Below are 25,292 nucleotides of genomic sequence, written 5' to 3' on the forward strand. Positions count from 1 at the left end.
CCCCATGTCCCGACTCCCCACCGCCATCCAGCTTCACAAAGCCTCGAAGGTCCTCACGCTCAAATACGGCCCAGAGGAGGAGTATCATCTGCCCGCGGAATTTCTCCGGGTGCACTCACCCTCCGCCGAGGTACAGGGTCACGGCAAGCCGATTCTGCAATTCGGCAAACAGGGTGTCGGGCTGGTGCAGATAGAACCGGCTGGTCAGTACGCACTAAAACTGACCTTCGACGATGGCCATGACAGCGGGTTGTTCACTTGGGAGTACCTGGAGCAACTGGCCTTGCGCCAGACATCGTTGTGGGAGGATTACCTGGCCGAACTCAAGGCCGCCGGCAAATCCCGCGACCCTTCCGAGCAAGTCATTCGCCTGATGCTCTAGCCACCGCTCTGGAACGCCACTCGACGTTTTAGGACGCACTTTCTAATCCGATCTGCTTCAATGTTCCGCGCAGCGGCCAATGACTGGCGCTGCTTGCGATTTTTATAAATCTCGCGTAACCAATGGTTCTGGCAAGTTCTCTGCATCGGTGTCGTTGCAGAAGCGTGTCGGTGTGTTCGCAGCAGTCCCAGGTAGCGCCATCCAACATCCGGCGCCTTGCAGGAACGTGCACATCCTAGGTGTTAATCATCGGTCACCCGAGAGCAGTACTGGCGTTTGCCTGTGTCGCTTATTTCCACAGGGCTGCCAGTGCTCGTCTCAGGACAATGGAGCGTCGTAGATGAGTAACAAGAGTAATGATGACCTGCCGCGTCAAGCCTCTGAACACACCCTGGGTCTGAACCCCGTCGTCGGTCTGAGGCGCAAGGATCTGCTTACCACGGCACGCATGGTGTTGACCCAAGCCATCCGGCAACCCTTCCACAGCGCCAAGCACGTGGCCCATTTCGGGCTGGAATTGAAAAACGTCATCCTCGGCCGCTCCGCCCTGACACCCGACAGCGACGACCGCCGCTTCGCCGACCCGGCTTGGAGTCAGAACCCGCTGTACCGCCGCTATCTGCAGACCTACCTGGCCTGGCGCAAGGAACTGCATGACTGGATCGAAGACAGCAGCCTTTCCGAGCAGGACACCAGCCGTGGCCACTTCGTCATCAACCTTCTGACTGAAGCCATGTCGCCCACCAACGGCGCGGCCAATCCAGCGGCGATCAAGCGCTTCTTCGAGACGGGCGGCAAAAGCATACTCGACGGCCTCTCGCACTTGGCCAAGGACCTGGTGAACAATGGCGGCATGCCGAGCCAAGTCAACATGGACGCTTTCGAGGTCGGCAAGAATCTAGGCACCACCGAAGGTGCCGTGGTCTTCCGCAACGACCTGCTGGAGTTGATCCAGTACAAGCCGATTACCGAGCAGGTTCACGAACGGCCACTGTTGGTGGTGCCCCCCCAGATCAACAAGTTCTACGTATTCGACCTCAGCCAGGACAAGAGCCTGGCGCGCTTCTGCCTGCGCAACAACGTGCAGACCTTCATCATCAGTTGGCGCAACCCGACCAAAGCGCAGCGGGAATGGGGGTTGTCGACCTATATCGATGCGGTAAAAGAAGCTGTCGATGTGGTCTGCAAGATCACCGGCAGCAAAGATGTGAACATGCTGGGCGCCTGCTCGGGCGGCATTACCTGCACGGCGCTGCTGGGGCATTACGCCGCGCTGGGGGAACAGAAAGTCAACGCACTGACGCTGCTGGTGAGCGTCCTCGACACCACGCTCGACACCCAGGTGGCGCTGTTCGTCGACGAGCAGACCCTCGAATCCGCCAAGCGCCACTCCTACCAGGCAGGGGTGCTGGAAGGCAAAGACATGGCCAAGGTCTTCGCCTGGATGCGCCCCAATGATCTGATCTGGAATTATTGGGTGAACAATTACCTGCTGGGCAACGAGCCGCCGGTGTTCGACATCCTGTTCTGGAACAACGACACCACGCGTCTGCCCGCCGCGTTCCATGGCGACCTGATCGAAATGTTCAAGACCAACCCGCTGGTGCGCCCTAATGCGCTTGAAGTCTGCGGGACGCCCATCGATCTGAAACAGGTCAAAAGTGACATCTTCTGTCTGGCAGGCACCAACGACCACATCACGCCTTGGGTCTCGTGCTACAAATCGGCACGGCTGTTCGGGGGAAAAACCGAATTCGTCTTGTCCAACAGCGGCCACATTCAAAGCATCCTGAACCCGCCAGGCAATCCGAAGGCGCGCTACATGACCAACCCGGACCTGCCGGAAGAGGCGAGCCGCTGGCAGGAAGATGCGAGCAAGCACACCGATTCCTGGTGGCTGCATTGGCAGGCCTGGCAAGCGGAACGGTCAGGCAAGCTTAAAAAATCCCCCGCTACACTGGGTAACAAAGCGTATCCAGCGGGCGAGGCTTCGCCGGGGACCTATGTGCATGAACGTTAATCGTTCGTGATGGGATGAAACACGTGTGAGGGCGCGCTCGCTCTCACGGGAAGGTCGCGCTCTGCCCGGACAGCAGTCATCGGCGTTCAACCAACAGGGCTTCGCGCATGCCGCAACCGTTCGTATTCCGCACCATCGATCTGGATGGCCACAACATCCGCACCGCGGTGCGCCCCGGCAAGGAGCATCTGACGCCGTTGCTGATCTTCAACGGCATCGGGGCCAACCTTGAGCTGGTATTTCCGTTTGTCGACGCGCTGGATCCGGACCTGGAAATCATCGCCTTCGATGTGCCCGGTGTGGGCGGCTCTTCGACGCCAAGCCGGCCCTACCGCTTCCCCGGCCTGGCAAAACTCGCAGCACGCATGCTCGATTATCTGGACTACGGCCAGGTCAATGCCATCGGGGTTTCGTGGGGCGGTGCGCTGGCTCAGCAGTTCGCCCACGACTACCCCGAGCGCTGCAAGAAGCTTGTATTGGCGGCGACGGCAGCGGGCGCATTCATGGTGCCGGGCAAGCCGAAAGTCCTGTGGATGATGGCCAGCCCAAGGCGCTACATTCAGCCCTCCCATGTCATTCGCATCGCGCCGGACATCTACGGCGGCGCGTTCAGGCGCGATCCCCACCTGGCCGCCAACCATGCCGCCAAGGTCCGCTCTTCCGGCAAGCTCGGCTATTACTGGCAGTTGTTCGCGGGGGTAGGCTGGACCAGCATCCATTGGCTGCACAAAATCCGTCAGCCCACGCTGGTGCTGGCCGGGGACGACGACCCCTTGATTCCTTTGATCAATATGCGACTACTGGCCTGGCGCATACCCAATGCCCAGCTACACATAATCGACGATGGGCATTTGTTTTTAATCACTCGCGCCGAAGCTGTCGCGCCCATCATCATGAAATTTCTCCAGCAAGAACGGCAGCGCGCCGTCATGCATCCCAAGCCCGCACCCGTGGTGCGCTAAACCGAGGATGGCACTGGAGCCGGCAGGAGTCCGCTCAACGAAAACCGCTGTATCGACTGTGTCATGGGGCGGGATTGCCCCGACGCAGAACGGCGCGCTAGCGCTTTGAGCCCTGCGCGCAGGTGCTTTGCCTGATGGCCTGACGAAGGAGTGTTGACCCATGCGAGAAAAACCGGCGAAGACCAGCTACCCGGTGCCCGCCACCTACATCAATGCGCAGAGCGCAATCACGGGCTTGCGCGGCAGAAACCTGTTTTCCACCCTGCGCAACGTGGCACTGCAGGGGCTCAAGCGTCCGGCTTACACCGCTCGGCATGCGCTGGCACTGGGTAGCCAGTTGGGCAAAGTCATGCTCGGCGACACGCCTCACCAACCGCACCCGCAGGACACGCGCTTCAGCGACCCCACCTGGACGCACAACCCCCTTTACCGCCGCGGCCTGCAGGCCTACCTGAGTTGTCAGCACCAAGTGCGTGAATGGATTGCCCACAGTGGCCTGTCCGAAGACGACCGCTCCCGCGCGCAGTTCATTTTCGCGCTGCTGAACGATGCGTTGTCGCCCACCAATACGTTGATCAACCCGCTGGCAGTCAAGGAGCTGTTCAATACGGGCGGCACCAGTGTGCTCAAAGGCATGAGCCACATGCTGGACGACTTCATGCACAACAACGGCCTGCCCAGCCAGACCACCAAGGATGCCTTCGAGATTGGCCGCACGCTCGCCATGACCCCGGCACGGTGGTGTTCCGCAACGAATTGCTGGAGCTGATCCAGTATTCGCCCATGAGCGAGAAGCAATACGCGCGACCGCTCTTGATCGTGCCGCCGCAGATCAACAAGTTCTACATATTCGACCTCAGCCCCAGTAACAGCTTCGTTCAGTACACACTGAAGAACGGCCTGCAGACCTTCATCATCAGTTGGCGCAACCCCGACGTACGCCATCGGGAATGGGGCTTGTCGAGCTATGTGCAAGCGGTCGAAGAGGCCATGAACGTTTGCCGCGCCATCACGGGCGCACGCGAGGTCAACCTCATGGGGGCGTGTGCCGGTGGCCTGACGATTGCCGCCTTGCAGGGCCACCTGCAGGCCAAGCGGCAGATGCGCCGAGTGGCCAGCGCAACCTACCTCGTCAGCTTGCTCGACAGCCAGATCGAAAGCCCCGCCACGCTGTTCATCGATGAGCAGACGCTGGAAGCGGCCAAGCGTCGCTCCTACCAGAAAGGCGTGCTCGATGGCCGGGACATGGCCAGGGTTTTCGCGTGGATGCGGCCTAACGACCTGATCTGGACTTACTGGGTCAACAACTACCTGCTCGGAAAGGCGCCACCGCCCTTCGACATCCTCTACTGGAATAACGACACCACCCGTCTGCCGGCGGCCCTGCACGGTGATCTACTGGACTTCTTCAAACACAACCCGCTCACCCATCCGGGGGGACTGGAAGTGTGCGGTACCCCCATCGACCTGCAAAAGGTCACCGTGGACAGCTTCAGCGTGGCCGGTATCAACGACCACATCACGCCGTGGGACGTGGTGTACCGCTCGACCTTGCTGCTGGGCGGCGAACGACGCTTTCTGCTATCCAACAGCGGGCATGTGCAAAGCATCCTCAACCCGCCCGGCAATCCGAAAGCCAACTTCGTCGAGAACGGCAAGCTGAGCGGCGACCCGCGAGCCTGGTACTACGATGCGCACCGCACGGACGGAAGCTGGTGGCCGACGTGGCTGAAATGGATTCAGGAGCGCTCGGGCGCGCAGAAAGAAACCCTGGCGGCATTGGGCAACCAGAATTATCCACCCATGGAAGCAGCGCCGGGGACCTATGTGCGTGTCCGTTGAGCAGCTGCCGCTGGGCGCCCGCATCACTCCAAACCGCTGCATGATCAAGAAGACCGGATGAAGACCCGCGACCGCATACTCGAATGTGCCCTGGTGTTGTTCAATCGCCAGGGCGAGCCGAACGTCTCGACGCTGGAAATCGCCAATGAGCTGGAAATCAGCCCCGGCAACCTCTATTACCATTTTCATGGCAAGGAGCCGATGGTGATGGAGCTGTTTGGGCGTTTCCAGGCCGAGCTGGCGCCCCTGCTGAACCCTCCCGCCGATGCGCGACTGGAGGCAGAGGATTATTGGCTGTTCCTGCACCTGATCGTCGAGCGCCTGTCCCACTACCGGTTTCTCTTTCAGGACCTGTCGAACCTGGCCAGCCGTCTGCCCAGGCTTGGGCGGGGCATCCGCGGCCTGCTCGACGCCATCAAGCGCACCCTTGCCTCGCTGCTCGCCCGTCTGAAAGCCGAGGGCCAAGTCACGAGCGACACCCAGGCATTGGGGCAACTGGTCGAACAGATCACCATGACCCTGCTGTTTTCGCTGGATTACCAGCGCATCCTGGACCGCGAAGGCGAAACCCGTGTGGTGGTTTACCAGATCATGATGCTCGTGGCGCCCCACCTAAAACCCGCATCGCGGCACGCGGCCGAAAAGCTCGCGCTGCATTATCTGGGGGACTGACATCGGCTTTCGATTCTGCGTGCCGTCCGCGCGGGACGCGCAATGAGTGTGATGAAAAAAACCCGACCTGCCTGCACAGTTCGGGTTTTTCGTCGGGCCAGCCGAGAATCAGGACTGGCTGGCGGAGGTCGATGAGGCAGCAGGAGTCGACGGCGCTGCCGGGGTAGACGGCGCTGCGCTCGGCGTTGAAGCTGATGTCGCTGCTGCGGTCGGTTTGGCGGCTGCAGCCTTCGGCGTTGCAGGTTTTTTGGCAGCGGCAGGCTTTTTCGCGGCAGCGGGTTTGGCCGCCGCAGGTTTCGCCGCCGGCTTGGTGGCTGGCTTTGCCGCTACGGTTTTGGCTTTAGCCGCCGTGGATGCCGCTGCCTTGGACGCCGCCGCGACAGGCTTGGCAGCCGTCTTGGCAACGGCAGGCTTGGCGGCTGCGGTTTTGCTGGCTGCGGTGCTTGCAGCCTTGGTGACCGTTTTGGCCGCCGCCTTGGTCAGAGGCTTGGCTGTGGCTTTCGTCGCTGGTTTAGCAGTCGGTTTGGCGGCCGCCGTTTTCGAGACCGGCGTGACTGAAGCACCGGTCAGCTTTTCAATTTGTTTGGTCAGCAGGTCCACCTTGTCATGCAAGGCCTTGACCTCGTTGCGGCTTGGCACCCCGAGGCGAGAAATCGCGCTGTTCAGACGCTTGTCGAACGCCCCTTCCAGTTCGCCCCATTTGCCCAACGCCAGATCCTTCACGTCTCCGACGCGGGATTTGGTGGACGCTTTGGCGGTATCGACGGTTTTGCCAACGGACGCCTTGGTTTCCTTTTCCGCCTTCTCGCCGTCCTTCACCAGGGATTCGAAAAGCTTACTGCCGTCATTGCTGATCTTCGAGTAAGCGCCTAAACCAGCCAGCCAGATTTGGCGGGAGTACTTCTCCACTTCGCCAATCCAGGAGCTGCCTTCTTTTTCGGTTTTCTTTTTGCCAGCCATCCCGCTCTCCTTATTGTTTACGCGCGACACGTTCGAGCAATGCCGTCAGCTCATCGAGCTTAGCAGAGAGTGTCTCAACATCATGTTTAGACGGAATGCCGATGCGATTCAAGGCACTGGCCACCCGGCGGTCGAACACGCTTTCGATCTTGTCGAGCTGCGTTTCGACCCGCCCTTTGGCTTTGCTGACTTCACCTTTGACATCGCCTTTGACCGATTCGAGTTCGCTGTTGGCTGCCTCTACTTTTTCGTCAATGACCCTCCTGGCCTTCTTCTCGGTTTGCTCGCCCGTCTTGATCAGTTCCTTGACATAGCCGGCGCCTTCCTGCCCGGCCTTGACGTAGGCGCCCAGGCCGGCGAGCCAGATTTTGCGGGCATACGACCGCACTTCGGAAAAAGCCTTGGTTTCTTGAGCTTGTATTTTCTTCTTCAAGGTCACTTTGGCCATGCTGCACCTCACGCTCGAAAGGGATAAGAGGAACCGCCCCGGAAATAGAGGGCATGGGCACAACGTAGAGAGAAAAATTAGAAAGCTCACCCTAGGTTGGGTGGCGAGATGAGGATCGCTGCAGGAGCGCGCTTGCCTGCGAAACAACCACCGCAGCGTATCAAGCAGCCCGGGTTATCGTTCATCGCGGGCAAGCGCGCTCCTACGAAAGAGTGGGTTACGCGTGCAGGGCCTTGTCTAACTGGCGTTCGACTTCGGACTGGATGGTGCTGCTCATGGCGGACAGGAAGAAATTCAGCTCGATCTCGACTCGAACCAATGCCTCTTCGACCTGCACCGTTCCCTTGGCCCCTTTGCCTTCCAGGGACACTGTGTCGTCCTCCCAACTGTGCTCGATGCCATATTTGTCGCCCAGCTTTTGCGCCAGCAACTCGGCTTTCTCACGCGCCTTTTCCTTACCCAGCGCGTGTGGGCGTTCTACGGTGATGCGGGCCATGAGCGGGCTCCTTCAACGGGTAAATCGTCGGGCCACTATACCAGCGGCAACCGCTGAAGAAACTGTTAGCGGTGAGCCTTGTCAAGACAAAGCCAGCCCCGACGATTAGAATGGCCGCACTTAATTCTGGTGACAGCGATATGAACGATCCGCGCAAAGGCAGCGATGCCGAACCCACCACCCACTTCGGCTACAAAACCGTAGCGCAAAGCCAGAAGGCCGAGAAGGTCGCTGAGGTGTTTCACTCCGTCGCCGCCAAGTACGACTTGATGAACGACGTGTTGTCCGGGGGCATGCATCGCCTCTGGAAGCGCTTCACCATCGAGCTGTCCGGCGTGCGTGTCGGCAACCGTGTCCTCGACATCGCGGGCGGCACCGGCGACCTGGCGAAGAAGTTCTCCCATCTGGTCGGGCCGACCGGTGAAGTGGTGCTTGCCGACATCAACGAGTCGATGCTCAAGGTCGGTCGTGACCGCCTGCTCGATCGCGGGGTGGCAGGCAATATCAGGTTCGTTCAGGCCGACGCGGAAAAACTGCCGTTCCCGGATAACTACTTCGACTGCGTAACCATCGCCTTCGGCCTGCGCAACGTCACGCGCAAGGAAGACGCTATACGCTCTATGCTGCGCGTGCTCAAGCCCGGTGGCCGCTTGCTGGTGCTGGAATTCTCCAAACCCACCAACAAGGTCATGTCCAAGGTCTACGACGCCTACTCGTTCGCCTTCATGCCGCTGGCGGGCAAGCTGATCACCAACGATTCCGACAGTTATCGCTACCTGGCTGAATCGATCCGCATGCACCCCGATCAGGAAACCCTGAAGTCGATGATGGTAGATGCCGGTTTCGACCGCGTGACTTACCACAACATGACCTCCGGCATCGTTGCACTGCACCGCGGTATCAAACCCTGATGCTGATCAGCGGCTTGCTCGCCACCGCCGAGCACGGCATCAACAGGGTGCTGCGGATGGACAGCACGGCCTTGCCACGCCTTGCTCGGCTCAACGGCAAGGTGATTGCAGTCGAATGCACTCGTCCGGCATTTAACCTGTACATCTTGCCCAGCGACGAGGGCCTGATGCTGGCCAGTCGTTGGGAGGCCAGCCCAGACGTCACCCTGCGTGCACCCGCTGCAAGCCTGGCGCGCCTGGCGCTGAGCAGGGACAAGAATGCGGTGCTGCACGGCCCCGAGGTCGAACTGGAAGGCGAAAGCGCGGTGCTGTTGGAGTGTGTGGGTGTCCTGCAGGATCTGGACCTGGACTGGGAGTACGAGCTGCAACGCTGGCTCGGCCCGGTCGCCACGTCTTTGATTGGCGGCCACCTGCGCAGCAACGCGCGTTGGACGCGCGACAGCGTTGCCAGCCTCAGCCACAATCTGGCGGAGTATCTGGCCGAAGAATCCCGAACCCTGGTCGGCAAACGCGAGGCCGAAGCCCGCTTCGCCGAGCTGGATCAGACCAAACAAGACCTGGATCGTCTCGAAGCCCGCTTCGAGCGTCTGGCCCAATCCCTCAAGTCCAGCGATAACGCATGAGCCTGCTTGCCGTCCGCCGCCTGTTTCGCATCCAGCGTGTCGTAATCCGTTACCGCCTCGATGACCTGCTGTTCGCCCTGCCCCTGCCATGGTGGCTGCTCGCTGTGCGCTTTGTGCTGCCGTGGCGCTGGATTCCGCGACGCAAGAACGAGTTGAGCCGAGGGGCTCGGCTGCGGCTGGCATTGCAGGACCTGGGCCCGATTTTCATCAAGTTCGGTCAACTTCTCTCGACCCGGCGTGACCTGCTACCCGAAGACATCGCCGATGAGCTGATGCTGCTGCAAGACCGCGTCCCACCGTTCGAATCGGACAAGGCCATCGCCCTGATCGAGTCGCAGTTGGGTGCAAGGATCAACGATGTGTTCAGCCGCTTCGACGTCGAACCGCTGGCCTCGGCCTCGGTGGCACAGGTCCACGCGGCGCGCTTGAAGTCCGGCGAAGAAGTCGTGGTGAAGGTCGTGCGTCCTGGTCTCAAACCAGTCATCGGTTCGGATCTGGCCTGGCTCTTCGTACTGGCACGAATCGCCGAGCGCCTCTCCGCCGACGCGCGCCTGCTGCATCCGGTGGACGTGGTCGCCGATTACGAGAAGACCATCTACGACGAACTCGACCTCTTGCGCGAGGCCGCCAACTCCAGTCAGTTGCGGCGCAATTTCGAAGGCTCGACCATGCTCTACGTGCCTCAGGTCTACTGGGACTGGTGCCGGCCGAAAGTTCTGGTGATGGAACGCATCTACGGTGTGCAGGTGACCGATCTGGCGACCCTGGCCGATCAGCGCACGGACATGAAAAAGCTCGCCGAGCGCGGCGTGGAGCTGTTTTTCACTCAGGTGTTCCGCGACAGCTTCTTTCACGCCGACATGCATCCGGGCAACATCTTCGTCAGCACCGTAGCGCCTTGGGACCCGCAATACATCGCCATCGATTGCGGCATCGTCGGCAGCCTGACCCCCGAGGACCAAGACTATCTGGCGCGCAACCTGTTCGCCTTCTTCAAGCGTGATTACCGCCGCGTGGCGCAGTTGCACATCGACTCGGGCTGGGTACCCGCCGAAACCAAACTCAACGAATTCGAAGCCGCGATCCGGACCGTCTGCGAACCGATTTTCGAGAAGCCGCTCAAGGACATTTCCTTTGGCCAGGTACTGATGCGCCTGTTCCAGACGGCGCGTCGCTTCAATATGGAAGTGCAGCCGCAGTTGGTGCTGCTGCAGAAGACCCTGCTCAACATCGAGGGCCTGGGCCGTCAGTTGTATCCGGAGCTGGACCTGTGGACCACCGCGCAGCCCTTTCTGGAGCGGTGGATGCGTGAAAGGGTCAGTCCCAAAACGCTGATCGGCAACCTGCAGTCTCAGGTCGAGCAGATTCCCCACCTTGCCAACATGACCCGCGACCTCCTCGAGCGTTTGTCACAACCGCATGCGTCCGATCCGCAGCCGCCCTATTCACACAAAGGCGATCATTGGGCACTGCGCCTGATCGGTGCCGGGTTACTGGCAGGCGGCGTGGTCTTGGCCACCGCCCACACGCAAACCGGCGACACGCTGATAGCCATCAGCGCGTGGCCGGCACTCTTGATGCTGGTGGCAGGGCTCTATCTGGTCGTGCGCCGATAGCCATCGGCGCAACCCACTGGCACACTACCCTCTTTGCAGAGCGGCCGGAGCCGACGATGAAAGACTGGCTGGACGAGGTTAAATGGGACAACGACGGTCTGGTGCCTGCCATCGCGCAGGACTACAAGACGGGCCGCGTCCTGATGATGGCCTGGATGAACCGCGAAGCCTTGAGCCTGACCGCTCAGGAGAACCGTGCCATCTATTGGTCGCGTTCCCGTGGTAAGTTGTGGCGCAAAGGCGAAGAATCGGGTCATGTCCAGAAGCTGCATGAGCTGCGCCTGGATTGCGATGCGGACGTGGTCGTCATGATGGTCGAGCAAGTCGGCGGCATCGCCTGCCACACGGGCCGCGAAAGCTGCTTCTACCGCGTCTACGAGGACGCCAGCTGGAAAACCGTGGACCCGGTGCTCAAAGACCCGGACGCCATCTATCACGCAGGACACTGAAATGACCGATACCCTGTCTCGTCTCGCGCAAGTGCTCGAAGAGCGCAAAGGCGCGGCGGCTGACACATCGTATGTTGCGAGCCTTTACCACAAGGGCTTGAACAAGATTCTGGAAAAGGTCGGCGAAGAATCGGTCGAAACCATCATCGCCGCCAAGGATGCCGCCGTCAGCGGTGATTGCAGCGATGTCATCTACGAGACCGCAGACTTGTGGTTCCATAGCATGGTCATGCTCGCGGCACTGGGCCAGCACCCACAGGCCGTACTCGATGAACTGGACCGCCGTTTCGGCTTGTCCGGCCACGCCGAAAAAGCAGCGCGCTCGGCGGAATAAACACCGGGCTTGCGAGCCCCGAATTTCTTGTGAGGAACCTGCCATGGGCATTTTTGACTGGAAACACTGGATCGTCATCCTGATCGTCGTCGTACTCGTCTTCGGCACCAAAAAACTGAAAAACCTGGGGACCGACGTCGGCGAGTCGATCAAAGGCTTCCGCAAAGCCATGAACGACGATGAAAAACCGAGCGAACAGCCACCGGTTCAGCCGCAGCCAACTGCCCAGCCGAACCCGAGCCAGCCGCTGCATCAGCCGCACACCATCGACGGCACTGCACAAAAAGTCGAAGAGCCCATCCGCAAAGACTAGGTCCTGACCCATGTTTGGTATCAGCTTCTCTGAATTGCTGCTGGTAGGCCTGGTTGCCTTGCTGGTCCTTGGTCCCGAACGCTTGCCGGGCGCTGCGCGCACCGCTGGCCTTTGGGTGGGGCGCCTGAAACGCAGCTTCAACGCGATCAAACAGGAAGTGGAGCGCGAAATCGGCGCCGACGAAATCCGCCGTCAGTTGCATAACGAGCACATTCTTTCCCTGGAAGAAGAAGCGCGCAAAATCATGCAACCGCAGCGCCCCTCGACGCCACCTGCGCCTCAGCCGGCGCCCGAGGCCGAACAGGCGCCTGCTGGCTCACTGGCGGCCTCCGAGCAGGTCATCATGGTCGAGAAACCTTCACTGACCCCCGAGCCGGCCGCTGAGCCAGCTTCGGCGCCCACGCCGACTACCACACAGGCCACTGCTGCACCCGGCACGCCTTCTGCCAACGATTCGACACAGCCTCCCCGAGCCCCATGAGCGATATCCCGGAAAACGACCAGCAAATGCCGTTGGTTTCGCACTTGACCGAGCTGCGCTCGCGCCTGCTGCGTTGCGTGCTCGCGATCTTCCTGATCTTCGGCGCGTTGTTCTATTTCACGCAGAAGATCTACACATTCGTTTCTGCACCGCTGCGCAAGTTTCTGCCGGAAGGCGCGACGATGATCGCCACGGACGTTGCGTCGCCGTTCCTCACGCCCTTCAAGCTGACGATGATGGTCGCGCTGTTTCTGGCGATGCCGGTCATCCTGTACCAGATCTGGGGGTTCATCGCGCCAGGTCTGTACAAACATGAGAAGCGCGTCGCCGTTCCGCTTCTGATTTCCAGCATCATCCTGTTCTACGCCGGGATGGCCTTCGCCTATTTCCTGGTTTTTCCGCTGATTTTCCACTTCTTCGCAAGTGTGACCCCGGAAGGGGTGTCGATGATGACGGACATCTCCAGCTACCTGGACTTTGTGATGACGCTGTTCCTGGCTTTCGGCGTGGCGTTCGAGATTCCGGTCGCGGTCGTGCTGTTGGTGTGGATCGGTATCGTCGACGTGAAGTACCTGAAGAAGATCCGCCCGTATGTGATCATCGGCTGCTTCGTGATCGGCATGATCCTGACACCGCCTGACATCTTCTCGCAGACGCTCTTGGCGGTACCGATGTGGCTGCTGTTCGAAATCGGTGTGCTGTGCAGTGCGATGGTCACGCGACGCGGGGATCACGAGGATGACGAACAGGCCGACAAGCACGATCAGCCGCCAGCGACTCAACCGTGAACCTGCTGTTGCTGGAAGAGGCCGATTTCCTATCGGCTGACCGGGTGGTGCTGCGTGACCGGCGCCTCAGGCACATGCAGGAGGTGCATCGCTGCGAAGCGGGCGACACCCTGCGGGTCGGTAGACTGGGCGGGCTGCTGGGCACTGCCTGCGTTGAGCGTCTAGAAGCGCACGAGGCCGAATTATCCGTCACCTTCGACCATGAGCCCCCCGCCAAACTCCCGCTGACACTGGTGCTCGCCCTGCCGCGTCCGAAGATGCTGCGCCGCGTGTTCCAGACCGTCGCGACCATGGGGGTGCCCAAAGTGATTCTGGTCAACAGTTATCGCGTGGAGAAAAGCTTCTGGCAGACGCCCTTCCTTGAGCCGACAGCCATTCGCGAACAACTGATCCTGGGGCTTGAACAGGCTCGCGACAGCGTGCTTCCGGAGATTGCGATCGAAAAGCGCTTCAAGCCGTTCGTCGAGGATCGACTGCCAGCTATCGTCGACGGCACGCTCGGCCTGGTGGGTCATCCCGGCGACTTTCCGGCCTGCCCGCGCGCCGTCACCGACCCTGTCACACTCGCCATCGGCCCCGAAGGGGGCTGGATACCTTACGAAGTCGACATGCTTCGAGCGTCGGGCCTGAATCCGGTGCAGTTGGGGGACCGTATTCTGCGCGTCGAAACCGCGGTCACCGCACTCCTCGCCCGGTTGTTCTGAATCTGCCCTCGTTTCTCGATTTCGGCCTTGAACCGATCATGCGCCCCCTCCAGCCTCAGCCAATAGGTCGCTGCACCGCGCTTCAGAAGGGTGCACCGGTGCCGATAACCTTGCGTCCATAACAATAACGCGCAAGGAATCAACACATGTACCGCTGGACTGCCCATCGCCTCGGAAACATCAGTGTCGGCCGCAAACTCGCGATCGGTTTCGGCCTGGTGTTATTGCTGACCGTCATCATCATGGCCACAGGCTGGTCGAGTATTTCGTCGCTGATCGAGCGCGGCGACAAGCTGGCGAACATCTCTCGGATCAGCGAGCAAACCATGGCACTGCGCAACGCGCGCATGGCTTATGAAAGCCAGTCAAACGCCGAGACCGCGAAGGTCGTCATGACCGCGCTGGACACGCTCGACCATCGCCTCAAGGCCGCCTATGCGCGCATTACCGGGAGCGACGACCTCAAGTTGCTCGACACCCAAACGCAAGTCGCGGCGGAATACCGACGCGCCTTCGGTGAAATGACTCAAGCGATCCAAGTTCGCGAAACGGCACGGGCAAACCTTGGCACCACTGCGGACGCGGCAGTGAACGAGGTCAACAAGATCGAAGAAGCGCTGATCCAGCATGACAACATCCTGCAGTTCAACAGCGCGGTGGGCGTCAGTAAGTTGATCCAGCAGGCGCGCTTCCAGGTGCGTGGCTACACCTTCAGCGGTAACCCCGACTTCGAGAAGAACGCCACCACTGCCATCGACGAAGCCATCATGGGAGTGAACTCGCTGGCGGGCGACGTTTCTTCGCAATACATTCCCCAACTGCAGCGGGCCAACCTAGCACTCAAGGGTTACGGTGCGGCAGTCGGTCAGTACCGCGACGCGCAGCAGGTCAGTCATCAGGCATTGGACAGAATGGCCGGCCTGGGTCAGCAGCTGCTCGATAACAGCGAAAAACTGACCGCCCTACAAAACGCCAAACGGGACGCCGACAGTCGACAAGCGCGGTCGATGCTGGGCCTGGCAACGGCGGTCGCCTTGCTGATCGGCGTGCTCGCCGCCTGGACGATCACACGCCAAATCACCGCCCCGCTCAAACAGACCTTGCTCGCGGTAGACCGTGTCGCCGCAGGCGACCTGACCCATGACCTGGTGCTGGACCGCCGCGACGAGTTGGGTCAGTTGCAAGGGGGCATCCAGCGTATGACCGTCGCCCTGCGGGGGCTGATCGGTGGCATCAATGACAGCGTCACGCAGATCGCCAGCGCGGCCGAACAGTTGTCTGCCGTGACCGAACAAACCAGCGCTGGGGTCAACAGTCAGAAGGTCGAGACCGATCAGGTGGCCACCGCAATGCATCAAATGACGGCCACCGTCCATGAAGTGGCACGCAACGCCGAAGAGGCTTCGGAAGCCGCGGTGGCGGCCGATCAGCAAGCGCGAGAGGGGGACAAGGTGGTGAATGAAGCCATCGCTCAAATCGAGCGCCTGGCCAGTGAAGTGGGCCACTCCACTGACGCCATGAGCGAACTCAAGCGTGAGAGTGACAAGATCGGCAGCGTGCTGGATGTGATCAAGTCCGTCGCCCAGCAGACCAACCTGCTCGCCCTTAACGCCGCCATCGAAGCGGCCCGGGCCGGTGAAGCGGGTCGTGGCTTTGCGGTCGTGGCCGACGAAGTGCGAAGCCTGGCGCAACGCACCCAGAAATCCACCGAGGAGATCGAGGAGCTGATCGCCGGCCTGCAAAACGGCACACAGCAGGTGGCAGCGATCATGGACAACAGCCGCGAGCTGACCACCAGCAGTGTCGAGTTGACCCGTCGGGCCGGTGGTGCGCTGGAAAGCATTACCCGAACGGTGTCAGCGATTCAGGCGATGAACCAGCAGATCGCCGCCGCAGCCGAGCAACAGAGCGCGACCGCCGAAGAGATCAACCGCAGCGTCCTGAATGTGCGCGATGTATCGGAGCAAACCTCCGCCGCCAGTGAAGAAACAGCCGCCTCCAGCGTCGAACTGGCCAGACTGGGCACGCACCTGCAAGGGCTGGTCGGCAGGTTCAGAGTGTAGGTTCTTTTGTTTTGGCTAAACCGAGGCAACGGCGGATAGCTCCGGCCGGCAAATCTGTGAGCCGAGTCACTTCAGCCGCAGCCTCGGAAACCTCCTACGACCTCATCAGGTCACGTCTTCGATACGCCTGCCGATGCGCGTTTATCGCTCACTCGCAGGAGACGCACCATGGTGCAGGGAATCAACACGGCGCTGGCCAATGCCAGCGTCAAACTCAAATTGTCGCTGGGTTTTGGCCTGGTGTTGTTGCTCACATTGGTCATTACCCTGACCGGCTGGCACGGCCTGGACACGATGATCGAGCGTTCGGAGTCGCTGACAGCCACGACTCGGCTCAACACTCTGACCGAGGATCTGCGTGCCGAACGCATCATATTTCGCACTGAAAATACGCCGGCCAGTGCGAAAGAAGTGCGTGATGGCATCAATGAGATCGAAAGCCACTTGGGCACGTTGCGCAGCAGCGACGACTCTCCCGACATCATCCAGATGCTTAACAAGCAAAGCGAAACCGTCAGTGCCCTGGAAAAGACGTTCAATGACCTGGAACAGTTGCTCAAGGATCGCGATGTAGCGCGTCAGCGGATGAGGACGCTGTCGGAGACGGTTGTCGCCGCGGTGGATAAGGTCGAAGGCGATGTGCTCAAAGCGGTAAGTGAAGAGCAGGGAAACCAGGAGAAACTCGACGAATTCACCAACATCCTGCAACTGCGCCGCCACATTCAAGACACGCGCTATGCCACCCAGGCGTATCTGTACACCGGGCTGGAGTCATTCGAAACCGCCGCAATCAAGGCCATTGGCGATGCGCTCGGCGAAGTCCAGCAAATCATGGCCAGTCCGTCGGACACCAATGCGGCCATTCTGACAAATGCCAAAGAGGCCCTTGAAGATTATCGAGCCCAGTTGAGCCAACTGAAGGTGCTTCAAGCCAAATCGGAAGAAGCTCAAGAGTCCATGGAAGCGATGGGCGACAGCCTTCTTTCTTCCACGGACGACATCACCAAGCGGCAGAGCGAGCGGCGTGACCGCGATGCCGAACGTTCGCGCACGACCCTCAGCAGCGTGGCTGGGCTGGCGATCTTGCTGGGCGTCCTGGCGGCATGGCTGATCACGCGACAAATCATCGTGCCCTTGCGTCAGACCCTCAGCGTTGCGGCACGTATCGCCAGTGGCGACTTGAGCAAGGACCTGGATGTTCAACGTCGAGACGAGATGGGCAGTCTGCAGCAAAGCATGCAGGACATGACCGTTCGGTTGCGCGGGCTGATCACCGGCCTGAGCGATGGCATCACTCAGATTGCCAGCGCAGCCGAGCAACTCTCGGCGGTCACTGGGCAGACCAGCGCGGGCATGAACAGCCAGAAGGTCGAAACCGATCAAGTCGCGACCGCAATGAAGCAGATGACCTCGACCGTGGTGGAGGTCGCTCGCAACGCCGAGGAAGCCAGCGAGGCCGCTCGCCAGGCCGATCAGCAGGCTCGCGAAGGCGACAATGTCGTGGCGGACGCGATAAGCCAGATCGAACGGCTCGCGGTTGAAGTCAACCACTCTTCCCAAGCCATGGGCCAGCTCAAGCTGGAGAGTGACAAAATTGGCGGTGTGCTCGATGTTATCCGTTCCGTCTCGGAACAGACCAATTTGCTCGCCCTGAATGCGGCCATCGAAGCAGCCCGCGCCGGTGAGGCGGGCCGCGGCTTTGCCGTCGTCGCCGACGAAGTGCGCAGCCTGGCATTGCGGACCCAGGAATCGACCGAAGAGATACAGGCGTTGATCGCCGCGCTACAGAACGGCACCCAGCATGCGGTGAGCACACTGGACGCCAGCCGCAGCCTGACGGATCGCAGCGTCGAACTGAGCCGACGGGCAGGCGCTGCCCTGGAGCACATCACCCGGACCGTCTCGGCGATCCAGAACATGAATCAGCAGATCGCCACGGCGGGCGAGGAGCAAAGCGTGGTGGCGGAGCAGATCAACCGCAGCGTACTCGCCGTGCGTGACGTCTCTGAACAAACCGCGGCCGCAAGCGAACAGACGGCTGCGTCCAGTGTTGAACTGGCGCGGTTGGGGATGCAGTTGCAGGAGATGGTGGGGAAGTTTCGGGTGGGCTGAGGCCCGTACATCATGCCTGTCTATCACCATAGGAGCGCGCTTGCCCGCGATGGCGTCGAGTCAGTGACAAGGTGGTGTCTCGCAGTGCGCCGTCGCGGGCAAGCGCGCTCCTACAGGGGCGTGGATATGGGTCGCTGGCTGCAACGACAACAGCAGCAGCGCCACATGATGCCTGCCTATCACCGTAGGAGCGCGCTTGCCCGCGACGGCGTCGGGTCAGTTGAAACCGCAGTGTCTGGGAGTGTGCAGTCGCGGGCAAGCGCGCTCCTACAGGCGTGGATATGGGTCGCTGGCTGAAACGACAATGGCAGCAGCGCCACATGATGCCTGTCTACCGCCGTAGGAGCGCGCTTGCCCGCGATGGCGTCGGGTCAGTTGACACGGCGGTGTCTGGCAGTGTGCAGTCGCGGGCAAGCGCGCTCCTACAGGTGCGTGGATTCAGAAACAAAAACGCCGCTGAAGATCTCTCTTCGGCGGCGTTTTGTTCATAGCACTGTCACTCAGGCATTGGCCAACGACGGCACGCTCACATGGGTCGCTGGTTGCAACGGCAGCAGCGGCGCATGTGGATCGGCCTTGACCGACGCGCGCCAGGCCTCCAGCCACGCCTCGTTGCCTTCGGCCCAAACGGCCTCGTGCAACCGCGCCAACGCGACTGGATCGCTCAGCAGTTGCAGGCGTTCGTGGTTATTCAAATGCTCCGGCCCACCCTTGATCGCATGGCGGACCCGCTCGGTGCGCATCCATTCGATCGGCTCGGCATGGCGGTGACGCGAAGTGGCCAGCGCGCAGGCCAGCGCGTTCTGTTGCGGATCGACCACCGCACGTATGAAGCCGTCGTGCAGAGCATGCCAACGGTTCTCGTGGGTGTACTGGTCGGTCGACACCAGCTCTTGCGGCGGCGTGTGCTCTTCGGGAATCAGGAAGAAACGGTTGTCTTTGGCTTTCAGGCCCAGGTTCGTGCGACTGGAAATCACCGACACCGGTATCGACAGAATCAACGAGCCCACGATAGGCGCCAGCCACCACAGGAAGCTCGGGTTCAGCCATGCCACCAAGGCGGCCCAGGCGAAGCCCAGCAACGTTTGCGGACCGTGGCGCTTCACGGCTTCGCTCCACGGCGTGGAATCGTCGTCACGCTGTGGAGAATTCCACGTCGCAGCCCAGCCGAGGAACGCCGCCAGCACGAAACGGGTGTGGAAGATCATCCGGACCGGCGCCAGCAACATGGAAAACAGCATCTCCATCAGCATGGACAAGGTGACCTTGATCCTGCCGCCATAGCCTGTCGCACCTTTGGCCCAGATCAAAATGATACTGAGCAGCTTCGGCAGGAACAGCAACACGATCGTGGTAGAGAACAGCGCGACAGCCTTCTCCGGATGCCACTGCGGCCAGAGCGGATACAACTGGCGCGGCTCCAGGAAGTAGGTCGGCTCCATCAGCGTGTTCACCGCCAGCAGGGCCGTGGACAGCACGAGGAACAGGAACCACAGTGGCGCTGACAGGTAGGACATCACGCCGGTCAGGAACACAGCGCGGTGAACCGGATGCATGCCCTTGACCAGGAACAGACGGAAGTTCATGAGGTTACCGTGGCACCAGCGACGGTCACGCTTGAGCTCGTCCAGCAGGTTGGGCGGCAACTCCTCATAACTGCCCGGCAAGTCGTACGCGATCCAGACGCCCCATCCGGCACGACGCATCAACGCGGCTTCCACGAAGTCGTGAGAGAGAATCGCGCCCGCAAACGCACCTTTCCCAGGCAGCGGCGCCAATGCGCAGTGCTCGATGAACGGTTTCATGCGGATGATCGCGTTGTGGCCCCAGTAATGGGATTCACCCAATTGCCAGAAGTGCAGACCGGCCGTGAACAGCGGGCCGTAGACGCGTGTAGCGAACTGCTGCATGCGCGCATACAGGGTGTCCATGCCCGAGGCCTTCGGCGCGGTCTGAATGATGCCGGCGTCCGGAGTGGCCTCCATCAGGCGCACCAGGCTGGTCAGGCACTCACCGCTCATCACCGAGTCGGCGTCCAACACGACCATGTAGCGGTAATCGCCCCCCCAGCGACGGCAGAAGTCGTCGAGGTTCCCGCTCTTGCGCTTCACGCGGCGGCGACGGCGGCGGTAGAAAATCTTGCCGAATCCGCCTGTCTCACGACACACGTCCAGCCAGGCTTGCTGCTCGGCAACGGCGATGTCGGTCTCATTGGTATCACTGAGCACGAAGAAGTCGAAACGATCCAGATCGCCCGTCGCGGCCACCGACTCAAAGGTGGCACGCAGCCCGGCGAACACCCGAGGAACGTCTTCGTTGCAAATCGGCATGACCAGCGCCGTCCGGGCGCCCGGTTCGATAGGCTCGTTGCCCGCGCTCGCACCGGAAATGCGGTACTTGTCGCGGCCTGTCAGCAACTCGAGGAAGCCCATCAGCGCGGTCCAGAAACCGGCCGACACCCAGCAGAACAGAATCCCGAACATTAACAGGATTGTGGTCTGCAGGGCGTATGGCATGACTTGAACAGCGGTCTGCCACAGCGTCTGATGGCTGATCTCGTCGAACGACACCAGCGACCAGCCTTGATACGGCAGAATGCCTTTCATGTAGAAGCCAGCGACGATGGTCTGGCCCAACATCAGGATCAGCAGGATATAGCGGCGGATCGAACCCACCGTACGCCAGCGAGACTTCGGCAAGTCCCGGGGCAAGTCGTCCTTGCTCGGTTTAGGCGGGTTGGTTTTCCCCGTCATCCGGCGCCACGCGCGATGCAGGACGTTGGTCCGCCACGGCTCAGGCACGACCTTGGTACGGCGAATCGGTGGCGTGGCTTTAAGGCACACACGACCGCTGGCATCCACCGACAGCATCTCGGCTTCGCGCAGTTCGTCGGCGGTGGTAAGGGTAAGGCGACGACCTACCGAAGCCTGGGCGGCTTCGGCAGGGTCGGCAACGGTCTGTGCCGAAAGGCGTTCATGCAGCTCAGCGAACGAGGTGCAGCTGGCCAATTCGGCCCGCTGCTCGTCGCTCATTGGCAGATGTGCGAGGTACTCGTGAAGAGACTCGGGCACGGCTTGTGAATTACTCATCGGCTGGCAACTGGTAGCTCCAGGTCTCGGTCAGAACCTGTTGATTCATGGCCGGGGCCTGCTGGGTGGGGGCAGCCTCAGTCGCTGGCTGCGCGGTTTCTTTACTGCCTTTGTTCGCCTTGGCGGCATCGCCGAGCGCGGCTTCAGGACGAGACGCCTCGTCGGATTTGGCATCCGCCACCTTCGCGGCGTCGGCCGGCTTGGCAGCGTCAGCCTTATCGGCCTTGGCATCTTTCGAATCGGACTTCGCATCGGCCTTGGCGACCTTGGCGTCTTTCGACTCTTTGGCATCACCGGCCTTCAGAGCGTCAGTCTTGACGATCTCGGCCTTCTCGTCCTTCGGCGCTGCGGTCGAAGCAACGACCTTGGCTTCGGCTTTTTTCTCAGGCTTCTTGTCTGCTTTGTCCGCAGTGATGAGCGCAGGTTCCTTGCCGGGCTCGACCGGGGTCTCACGCAGCAGATAAGCACGCATTTCCACGTTTTTGTTCGGATCCTTGACCTTCAGCCGCAGCGTCAAGCGCCAGCCTTTGGTGACAGGGTTGTAGCGCAGGTTGTTTTCCACCAGATCAGTGTTGTCATCGGTGGTGACCTGGCTGCGGATTGCTGGGTCTTCACCCAGCTTGGCCAGGGTCGGGCCGACGAAATCGACCAGGTAGGCCACGCTGCCGTCCGGTTGGCGAATCAGGTTGGACTGTTTCACATCACCGGTCGAACGCAGGGTCTGCTTGACCCAGCCCAGATCCGGCGAATGGATGGAGTCTTCGTCCATGGTCCAGTGCAGGCGGTAGTTGAACTCGACAGGCTGCCCCGGCTCAGGCTGGGTTTCTGGCCGCCAGAAAGCAACGATGTTGTCGTTGGTCTCGTCGGCGGTCGGAATTTCAACCAGATCGACAGTGCCCTTGCCCCAATCGCCCTTCGGCTCGATCCAAGCGCTTGGGCGCTTGTCATAGCGATCGTCGAGGTCTTCGTAGTGGCTGAAGCCACGGCCACGTTGCAGCAGGCCGAAACCGCGCGGGTTCTCGACCGAGAAGCTGCTCACAGCCAGGTGTTTAGGGTTGTTCAGGGGGCGCCAGATCCATTCGCCGTTGGCCGCCTGAATCGACAGGCCGCTGGAGTCGTGCAGCTCGCGACGGTAATTCAGGACTTTGGACGGCTGGTTGGCCCCGAACAAGTACATGCTGGTCAGCGGCGCGACGCCCAATTTGCCGACCTTCTCGCGCAGGTACATGCGCGACTGCACGTCGACCAGGGTGTTGGTGCCCGGACGCAGGGTGAGTTTGTAAGCACCGGTGGCGCGTGGCGAATCGAGCAGCGCGAAGATCACCAGATGGTTTTCATCCGGGTTGGGCTTCTCGATCCAGAACTCGGTGAAGCGAGGAAACTCTTCACCCGACGACATCGCGGTGTCGATCGCCATGCCGCGGGCGGACAGACCATACACCTGATTCTTGCCGACGACGCGGAAGTAGCTCGCGCCGAGCATGGTCATGATTTCGTCCTGTTTGTCGTCCCGGTTGATCGGGTACATGACACGGAAACCTGCCCAGCCAAGATTCTCAGTGGCCTTGGCATCGAATTTCATGCCGCCGAAGTCGAAACGTGCCGGGTCATACTTGATTTCGTTGACGGTGGTGGCAGTGACTTCGTTGATCTTCACCGGCGTGTCGAAGTGCATGCCTTGGTGATAGAAGGAAAGCTTGAAGGGGGTCTTGTCATTGGCCCATTCGGCTTTGTCTTGCAGGAAGCGGATCTTCTGGTAGTCCGCAAACTTCATGTCGCGGAACTCCGCCGGAAGGTTGCTTTTCGGAGCTACGAATTTCTGCCCGGCCAGATCTTTGGCCTTTGCCGCCACGTCGTCCAGGTCGAACGCCCAGAGTTGACTGGCACCGAACAGACAGAACAGAGCCGACCCGGCCAACAAAGCGCCCCGCAGGCGCTTCACAGCGGTCTTTGGTGCATTACATGGACTAACAATCACGAGCAACCCTCGCCGAGAAACAGATGAAGAAACCAACGGCCAGCCATCATATGCCGGGTTGGCGAGCATTGTTCCGACTCCGAATGGGGCCAATGATTCCCCAAAGGATTTCGGACCAGTCTGCGTTTTTACCGATTTGACGGGCAATCGCTCGTCTTTGTAGCGCGCGATTATCTAGTAGCGCGCGCAACAACGCATCAGGGAAAACAAAGTATTTATGGCTTTTTGCGTAATAAATTCGGGCACGGTGAACGCTGCTGGGGTTTTACGTCTCCAGCAAAAATGTCACAGGGCCATCATTCACTAAATGCACTTGCATATCCGCACCAAATTGGCCCGCCGCGACCGTTCTGTGCGAGGTTTTAGCCTTTTCCAGTAAATAGTCAAACAATTCGGCCCCCAGTGCGGGCGGCGCCGCCTTGGAGAAGCTCGGGCGCATGCCGCTGCGGGTATCCGCGGCCAGGGTGAATTGCGAAACCAATAGCAGACCGCCGTCCACATCGCTCAACGAACGGTTCATCTTCCCGTCCCCCTCACTGAAAACGCGATAGTTCAGCAGCTTGTGCAGCAACTTGTCGGCACTGGCTCGGGTGTCGTGAGGCTCGACACCCACCAGCACCAGCAGTCCGTTATCAATGGCGCCGACGGTGGCGCCTGCGACATCGACACGAGCATTGCGCACGCGCTGGAGCAAACCTTTCATCGAAGCCTCGTCATCACGCTCATGCGCAGATCAATGCAGGCGTCAGTACACCCGCCATTGCGCCAGTTCGGTCACCCGTGGGGTGCGAACGGCACGCTAACGCGGGCTCGCTTACGTCTACCGTCTCTTTTTGCAACTGGCTTACGCCTCTTCCGGTGGAAGATCCAGCAAACGTTGCGCCACTTGAGAGGCAGCACGCACCAGGGCGTCGGTGATGCCAGGCTCGGAAGCGGCATGCCCTGCGTCGCGGATCACTTGCAGCTCGCTGTTCGGCCAGGCCTGATGCAGCTCCCAGGCATTGTCCAGCGGGCAGATCACGTCGTACCGGCCATGCACGATGATTCCTGGCAAGTGAGCGATCTTGGGCATGTCGCGAATCAACTGGTTTTCTTCAAGAAAGGCGTTGTGAGTGAAGTAATGGGATTCGATGCGGGCGATGGACAATGCGCGTTGCGGCTCGGAGAAGCGATCGACCACCAATGGGTTCGGACGCAACGTCGCGGTGCGGCCTTCCCAGGTCGACCATGCCTTGGCGGCATGCATTTGTGCAATTTGGTCGCTGCCGATCAGACGCTTGTGAAAGGCCGAGAGCAAGTCACCGCGCTCGTCGGCAGGAATAGGCGCAAGGTAATCCTGCCAGTAATCGGGAAACAGGCGGCTTGCGCCCTCTTGATAGAACCATTTGATTTCCTGAGGTCGGCACAAAAAGATGCCCCTCAGGATCAGCGCATGAACTCGATCGGGGTGCGTCTGGGCGTACGCCAGTGAGAGTGTCGAGCCCCAGGAGCCGCCGAACAGCACCCACTTGTCGATGCCCAGATGCTCGCGGATGCGCTCCAGATCTTCCACCAAATGCCAGGTGGTGTTGTTCTCCAGGCTGGCATGGGGCGTTGAACGGCCGCAGCCGCGTTGATCGAAGGTAATGATGCGATACAGATTCGGATCGAAGTAGCGACGACTCTGGGCGTCGCATCCCGCACCCGGCCCACCGTGGATGAACACCACTGGCAAACCTTCCGGCGAGCCGCTTTCATCGACGTACAGCACATGAGGCTCTTCCACTGCCAGATCGTGCCGGGCATAGGGTTTGATCTGCGGGTACAAGGTCTGCATAGGTGCTCCAAAGTCCAATTCAGGGGCTTCTATTTATCTGCCGTCGGGCATCATAAACCCGAAACGCCAAATGATCATATTGGCACTGTGAACGTCCTGTCGGCGTGCGCTTGCCCACGCTATTGCCGATGCAGTGCAGCAGGTCAAGCGAGTGATCGCTCTTCGTGGACAAGCGCACGCCGCCCCATGCGGAAGGCTCATTGGCGCGAAACTGGAACGATCAATGCAGGCGT

General features: G+C 60.5%; 22 protein-coding genes and 1 pseudogene. 16 read left to right on the forward strand and 7 right to left on the reverse strand.

What is annotated here, in order from left to right; genetic code table 11:
• Positions 1-4 precede the first annotated feature (4 nt).
• From DBP26_RS10030 to DBP26_RS10050, 5 genes and pseudogenes are all read left to right on the forward strand, one after another.
• Entirely contained in the window at positions 5-382 is a 378-nt protein-coding gene (locus DBP26_RS10030) for a DUF971 domain-containing protein (protein ID WP_108237424.1), read from the forward strand.
• A 340-nt stretch (positions 383-722) separates the two neighbouring features.
• Positions 723-2,402, forward strand: a complete 1,680-nt coding sequence (gene phaC, locus DBP26_RS10035; RefSeq protein WP_108237425.1) for a class II poly(R)-hydroxyalkanoic acid synthase — start codon at positions 723-725, stop codon at positions 2,400-2,402.
• Between the two features lie 107 nt (positions 2,403-2,509).
• Entirely contained in the window at positions 2,510-3,364 is an 855-nt protein-coding gene (gene phaZ, locus DBP26_RS10040; RefSeq protein ID WP_108237426.1) for a poly(3-hydroxyalkanoate) depolymerase, read from the forward strand.
• Positions 3,365-3,524: 160 nt separating this feature from the next.
• Positions 3,525-5,206, forward strand: a pseudogene (gene phaC / locus DBP26_RS10045) (class II poly(R)-hydroxyalkanoic acid synthase).
• Positions 5,207-5,263: 57 nt separating this feature from the next.
• The gene (locus DBP26_RS10050; protein ID WP_108237427.1) at positions 5,264-5,878 is read left to right on the forward strand and encodes a TetR/AcrR family transcriptional regulator; all 615 of its coding nucleotides are present in this window, start codon (positions 5,264-5,266) and stop codon (positions 5,876-5,878) included.
• A gap of 108 nt (positions 5,879-5,986) precedes the next feature.
• Here DBP26_RS10050 and DBP26_RS10055 read toward each other — a convergent pair whose 3' ends face one another.
• The 3 genes from DBP26_RS10055 to DBP26_RS10065 all read right to left on the reverse strand — a co-directional run bounded on the left by DBP26_RS10055 (position 5,987) and on the right by DBP26_RS10065 (position 7,782).
• Complete coding sequence (locus tag DBP26_RS10055) at positions 5,987-6,838, reverse strand: phasin family protein (RefSeq protein ID WP_108237428.1); 852 nt, start codon at positions 6,836-6,838, stop codon at positions 5,987-5,989.
• A 10-nt stretch (positions 6,839-6,848) separates the two neighbouring features.
• On the reverse strand, positions 6,849-7,286 hold the full coding sequence (locus tag DBP26_RS10060) for a phasin family protein (RefSeq protein ID WP_108237429.1): 438 nt from the start codon (positions 7,284-7,286) through the stop codon (positions 6,849-6,851).
• Positions 7,287-7,503: 217 nt separating this feature from the next.
• Complete coding sequence (locus tag DBP26_RS10065; RefSeq protein ID WP_108237430.1) at positions 7,504-7,782, reverse strand: polyhydroxyalkanoic acid system family protein; 279 nt, start codon at positions 7,780-7,782, stop codon at positions 7,504-7,506.
• A gap of 140 nt (positions 7,783-7,922) precedes the next feature.
• Between DBP26_RS10065 and ubiE the strand changes: the two genes are divergently transcribed.
• From ubiE to DBP26_RS10120, 11 genes are all read left to right on the forward strand, one after another.
• The gene (ubiE, locus tag DBP26_RS10070; RefSeq protein ID WP_108237431.1) at positions 7,923-8,693 is read left to right on the forward strand and encodes a bifunctional demethylmenaquinone methyltransferase/2-methoxy-6-polyprenyl-1,4-benzoquinol methylase UbiE; all 771 of its coding nucleotides are present in this window, start codon (positions 7,923-7,925) and stop codon (positions 8,691-8,693) included.
• Complete coding sequence (locus tag DBP26_RS10075; RefSeq protein WP_108237432.1) at positions 8,693-9,316, forward strand: SCP2 sterol-binding domain-containing protein; 624 nt, start codon at positions 8,693-8,695, stop codon at positions 9,314-9,316. Before ubiE ends, DBP26_RS10075 begins: the two co-directional genes overlap by 1 nt.
• Positions 9,313-10,932, forward strand: a complete 1,620-nt coding sequence (ubiB, locus tag DBP26_RS10080) for a ubiquinone biosynthesis regulatory protein kinase UbiB (protein WP_108237433.1) — start codon at positions 9,313-9,315, stop codon at positions 10,930-10,932. The genes DBP26_RS10075 and ubiB overlap by 4 nt, the downstream gene beginning before the upstream one ends.
• 56 nt (positions 10,933-10,988) lie before the next feature.
• Positions 10,989-11,381 carry a phosphoribosyl-AMP cyclohydrolase gene (gene hisI / locus DBP26_RS10085; protein ID WP_108237434.1) on the forward strand — a complete coding sequence of 131 codons (393 nt, stop codon included), beginning with the start codon at positions 10,989-10,991 and terminating at the stop codon, positions 11,379-11,381.
• Between the two features lies 1 nt (position 11,382).
• Positions 11,383-11,715 carry a phosphoribosyl-ATP diphosphatase gene (locus DBP26_RS10090; RefSeq protein ID WP_108237435.1) on the forward strand — a complete coding sequence of 111 codons (333 nt, stop codon included), beginning with the start codon at positions 11,383-11,385 and terminating at the stop codon, positions 11,713-11,715.
• 43 nt (positions 11,716-11,758) lie between these two features.
• Positions 11,759-12,028 carry a twin-arginine translocase TatA/TatE family subunit gene (locus DBP26_RS10095; RefSeq protein WP_108237436.1) on the forward strand — a complete coding sequence of 90 codons (270 nt, stop codon included), beginning with the start codon at positions 11,759-11,761 and terminating at the stop codon, positions 12,026-12,028.
• A 10-nt stretch (positions 12,029-12,038) separates the two neighbouring features.
• Positions 12,039-12,509 (forward strand): Sec-independent protein translocase protein TatB, encoded by a 471-nt coding sequence (gene tatB / locus DBP26_RS10100; RefSeq protein ID WP_108237437.1) that lies wholly within the window; start codon positions 12,039-12,041, stop codon positions 12,507-12,509.
• Positions 12,506-13,297, forward strand: coding sequence for a twin-arginine translocase subunit TatC (gene tatC, locus DBP26_RS10105; protein ID WP_108237438.1), 792 nt, complete (start codon positions 12,506-12,508; stop codon positions 13,295-13,297). Before tatB ends, tatC begins: the two co-directional genes overlap by 4 nt.
• A complete protein-coding gene (locus DBP26_RS10110; protein WP_108237439.1) occupies positions 13,294-14,001 on the forward strand; it encodes a 16S rRNA (uracil(1498)-N(3))-methyltransferase in 708 nt (235 codons plus the stop codon). Before tatC ends, DBP26_RS10110 begins: the two co-directional genes overlap by 4 nt.
• 146 nt (positions 14,002-14,147) lie before the next feature.
• Positions 14,148-16,064, forward strand: a complete 1,917-nt coding sequence (locus tag DBP26_RS10115; RefSeq protein WP_108237440.1) for a methyl-accepting chemotaxis protein — start codon at positions 14,148-14,150, stop codon at positions 16,062-16,064.
• Positions 16,065-16,232: 168 nt separating this feature from the next.
• On the forward strand, positions 16,233-18,176 hold the full coding sequence (locus DBP26_RS10120) for a methyl-accepting chemotaxis protein (protein WP_108237441.1): 1,944 nt from the start codon (positions 16,233-16,235) through the stop codon (positions 18,174-18,176).
• Positions 18,177-18,676: 500 nt separating this feature from the next.
• On the opposite strand, the gene mdoH is transcribed toward DBP26_RS10120, so the two are convergent.
• The 4 genes from mdoH to pip form a co-directional block, all read right to left on the reverse strand.
• The gene (gene mdoH / locus DBP26_RS10125) at positions 18,677-21,265 is read right to left on the reverse strand and encodes a glucans biosynthesis glucosyltransferase MdoH (RefSeq protein ID WP_108237442.1); all 2,589 of its coding nucleotides are present in this window, start codon (positions 21,263-21,265) and stop codon (positions 18,677-18,679) included.
• The gene (locus DBP26_RS10130; RefSeq protein ID WP_108237558.1) at positions 21,258-23,243 is read right to left on the reverse strand and encodes a glucan biosynthesis protein G; all 1,986 of its coding nucleotides are present in this window, start codon (positions 23,241-23,243) and stop codon (positions 21,258-21,260) included. Before DBP26_RS10130 ends, mdoH begins: the two co-directional genes overlap by 8 nt.
• Before the next feature lie 265 nt (positions 23,244-23,508).
• Complete coding sequence (dtd, locus tag DBP26_RS10135; RefSeq protein WP_108237443.1) at positions 23,509-23,946, reverse strand: D-aminoacyl-tRNA deacylase; 438 nt, start codon at positions 23,944-23,946, stop codon at positions 23,509-23,511.
• Positions 23,947-24,087: 141 nt separating this feature from the next.
• Positions 24,088-25,059: a prolyl aminopeptidase gene (pip, locus tag DBP26_RS10140; RefSeq protein ID WP_108237444.1), complete on the reverse strand. Its 972-nt coding sequence runs from the start codon at positions 25,057-25,059 to the stop codon at positions 24,088-24,090.
• Positions 25,060-25,292: the final 233 nt, after the last annotated feature.

Origin of the sequence: Pseudomonas sp. RIT409 (assembly GCF_003052515.2) — a bacterium.
Taxonomy (GTDB): domain Bacteria; phylum Pseudomonadota; class Gammaproteobacteria; order Pseudomonadales; family Pseudomonadaceae; genus Aquipseudomonas.

Bases quoted from the DNA above. Each gene is read 5' to 3' on its own strand.
- DBP26_RS10095 (WP_108237436.1), top strand. From the start codon at position 11,759: ATGGGCATTTTTGACTGGAAACACTGGATCGTCATCCTGATCGTCGTC.
- mdoH (WP_108237442.1), bottom strand. From the start codon at position 21,265: ATGAGTAATTCACAAGCCGTGCCCGAGTCTCTTCACGAGTACCTCGCA.
- DBP26_RS10115 (WP_108237440.1), top strand. From the start codon at position 14,148: ATGTACCGCTGGACTGCCCATCGCCTCGGAAACATCAGTGTCGGCCGC.
- ubiB (WP_108237433.1), top strand. From the start codon at position 9,313: ATGAGCCTGCTTGCCGTCCGCCGCCTGTTTCGCATCCAGCGTGTCGTA.
- tatC (WP_108237438.1), top strand. From the start codon at position 12,506: ATGAGCGATATCCCGGAAAACGACCAGCAAATGCCGTTGGTTTCGCAC.
- phaZ (WP_108237426.1), top strand. From the start codon at position 2,510: ATGCCGCAACCGTTCGTATTCCGCACCATCGATCTGGATGGCCACAAC.
- DBP26_RS10030 (WP_108237424.1), top strand. From the start codon at position 5: ATGTCCCGACTCCCCACCGCCATCCAGCTTCACAAAGCCTCGAAGGTC.
- DBP26_RS10065 (WP_108237430.1), bottom strand. From the start codon at position 7,782: ATGGCCCGCATCACCGTAGAACGCCCACACGCGCTGGGTAAGGAAAAG.
- tatB (WP_108237437.1), top strand. From the start codon at position 12,039: ATGTTTGGTATCAGCTTCTCTGAATTGCTGCTGGTAGGCCTGGTTGCC.
- hisI (WP_108237434.1), top strand. From the start codon at position 10,989: ATGAAAGACTGGCTGGACGAGGTTAAATGGGACAACGACGGTCTGGTG.
- DBP26_RS10060 (WP_108237429.1), bottom strand. From the start codon at position 7,286: ATGGCCAAAGTGACCTTGAAGAAGAAAATACAAGCTCAAGAAACCAAG.
- pip (WP_108237444.1), bottom strand. From the start codon at position 25,059: ATGCAGACCTTGTACCCGCAGATCAAACCCTATGCCCGGCACGATCTG.
- ubiE (WP_108237431.1), top strand. From the start codon at position 7,923: ATGAACGATCCGCGCAAAGGCAGCGATGCCGAACCCACCACCCACTTC.
- DBP26_RS10090 (WP_108237435.1), top strand. From the start codon at position 11,383: ATGACCGATACCCTGTCTCGTCTCGCGCAAGTGCTCGAAGAGCGCAAA.
- DBP26_RS10075 (WP_108237432.1), top strand. From the start codon at position 8,693: ATGCTGATCAGCGGCTTGCTCGCCACCGCCGAGCACGGCATCAACAGG.
- DBP26_RS10050 (WP_108237427.1), top strand. From the start codon at position 5,264: ATGAAGACCCGCGACCGCATACTCGAATGTGCCCTGGTGTTGTTCAAT.
- phaC (WP_108237425.1), top strand. From the start codon at position 723: ATGAGTAACAAGAGTAATGATGACCTGCCGCGTCAAGCCTCTGAACAC.
- DBP26_RS10120 (WP_108237441.1), top strand. From the start codon at position 16,233: ATGGTGCAGGGAATCAACACGGCGCTGGCCAATGCCAGCGTCAAACTC.
- DBP26_RS10055 (WP_108237428.1), bottom strand. From the start codon at position 6,838: ATGGCTGGCAAAAAGAAAACCGAAAAAGAAGGCAGCTCCTGGATTGGC.
- dtd (WP_108237443.1), bottom strand. From the start codon at position 23,946: ATGAAAGGTTTGCTCCAGCGCGTGCGCAATGCTCGTGTCGATGTCGCA.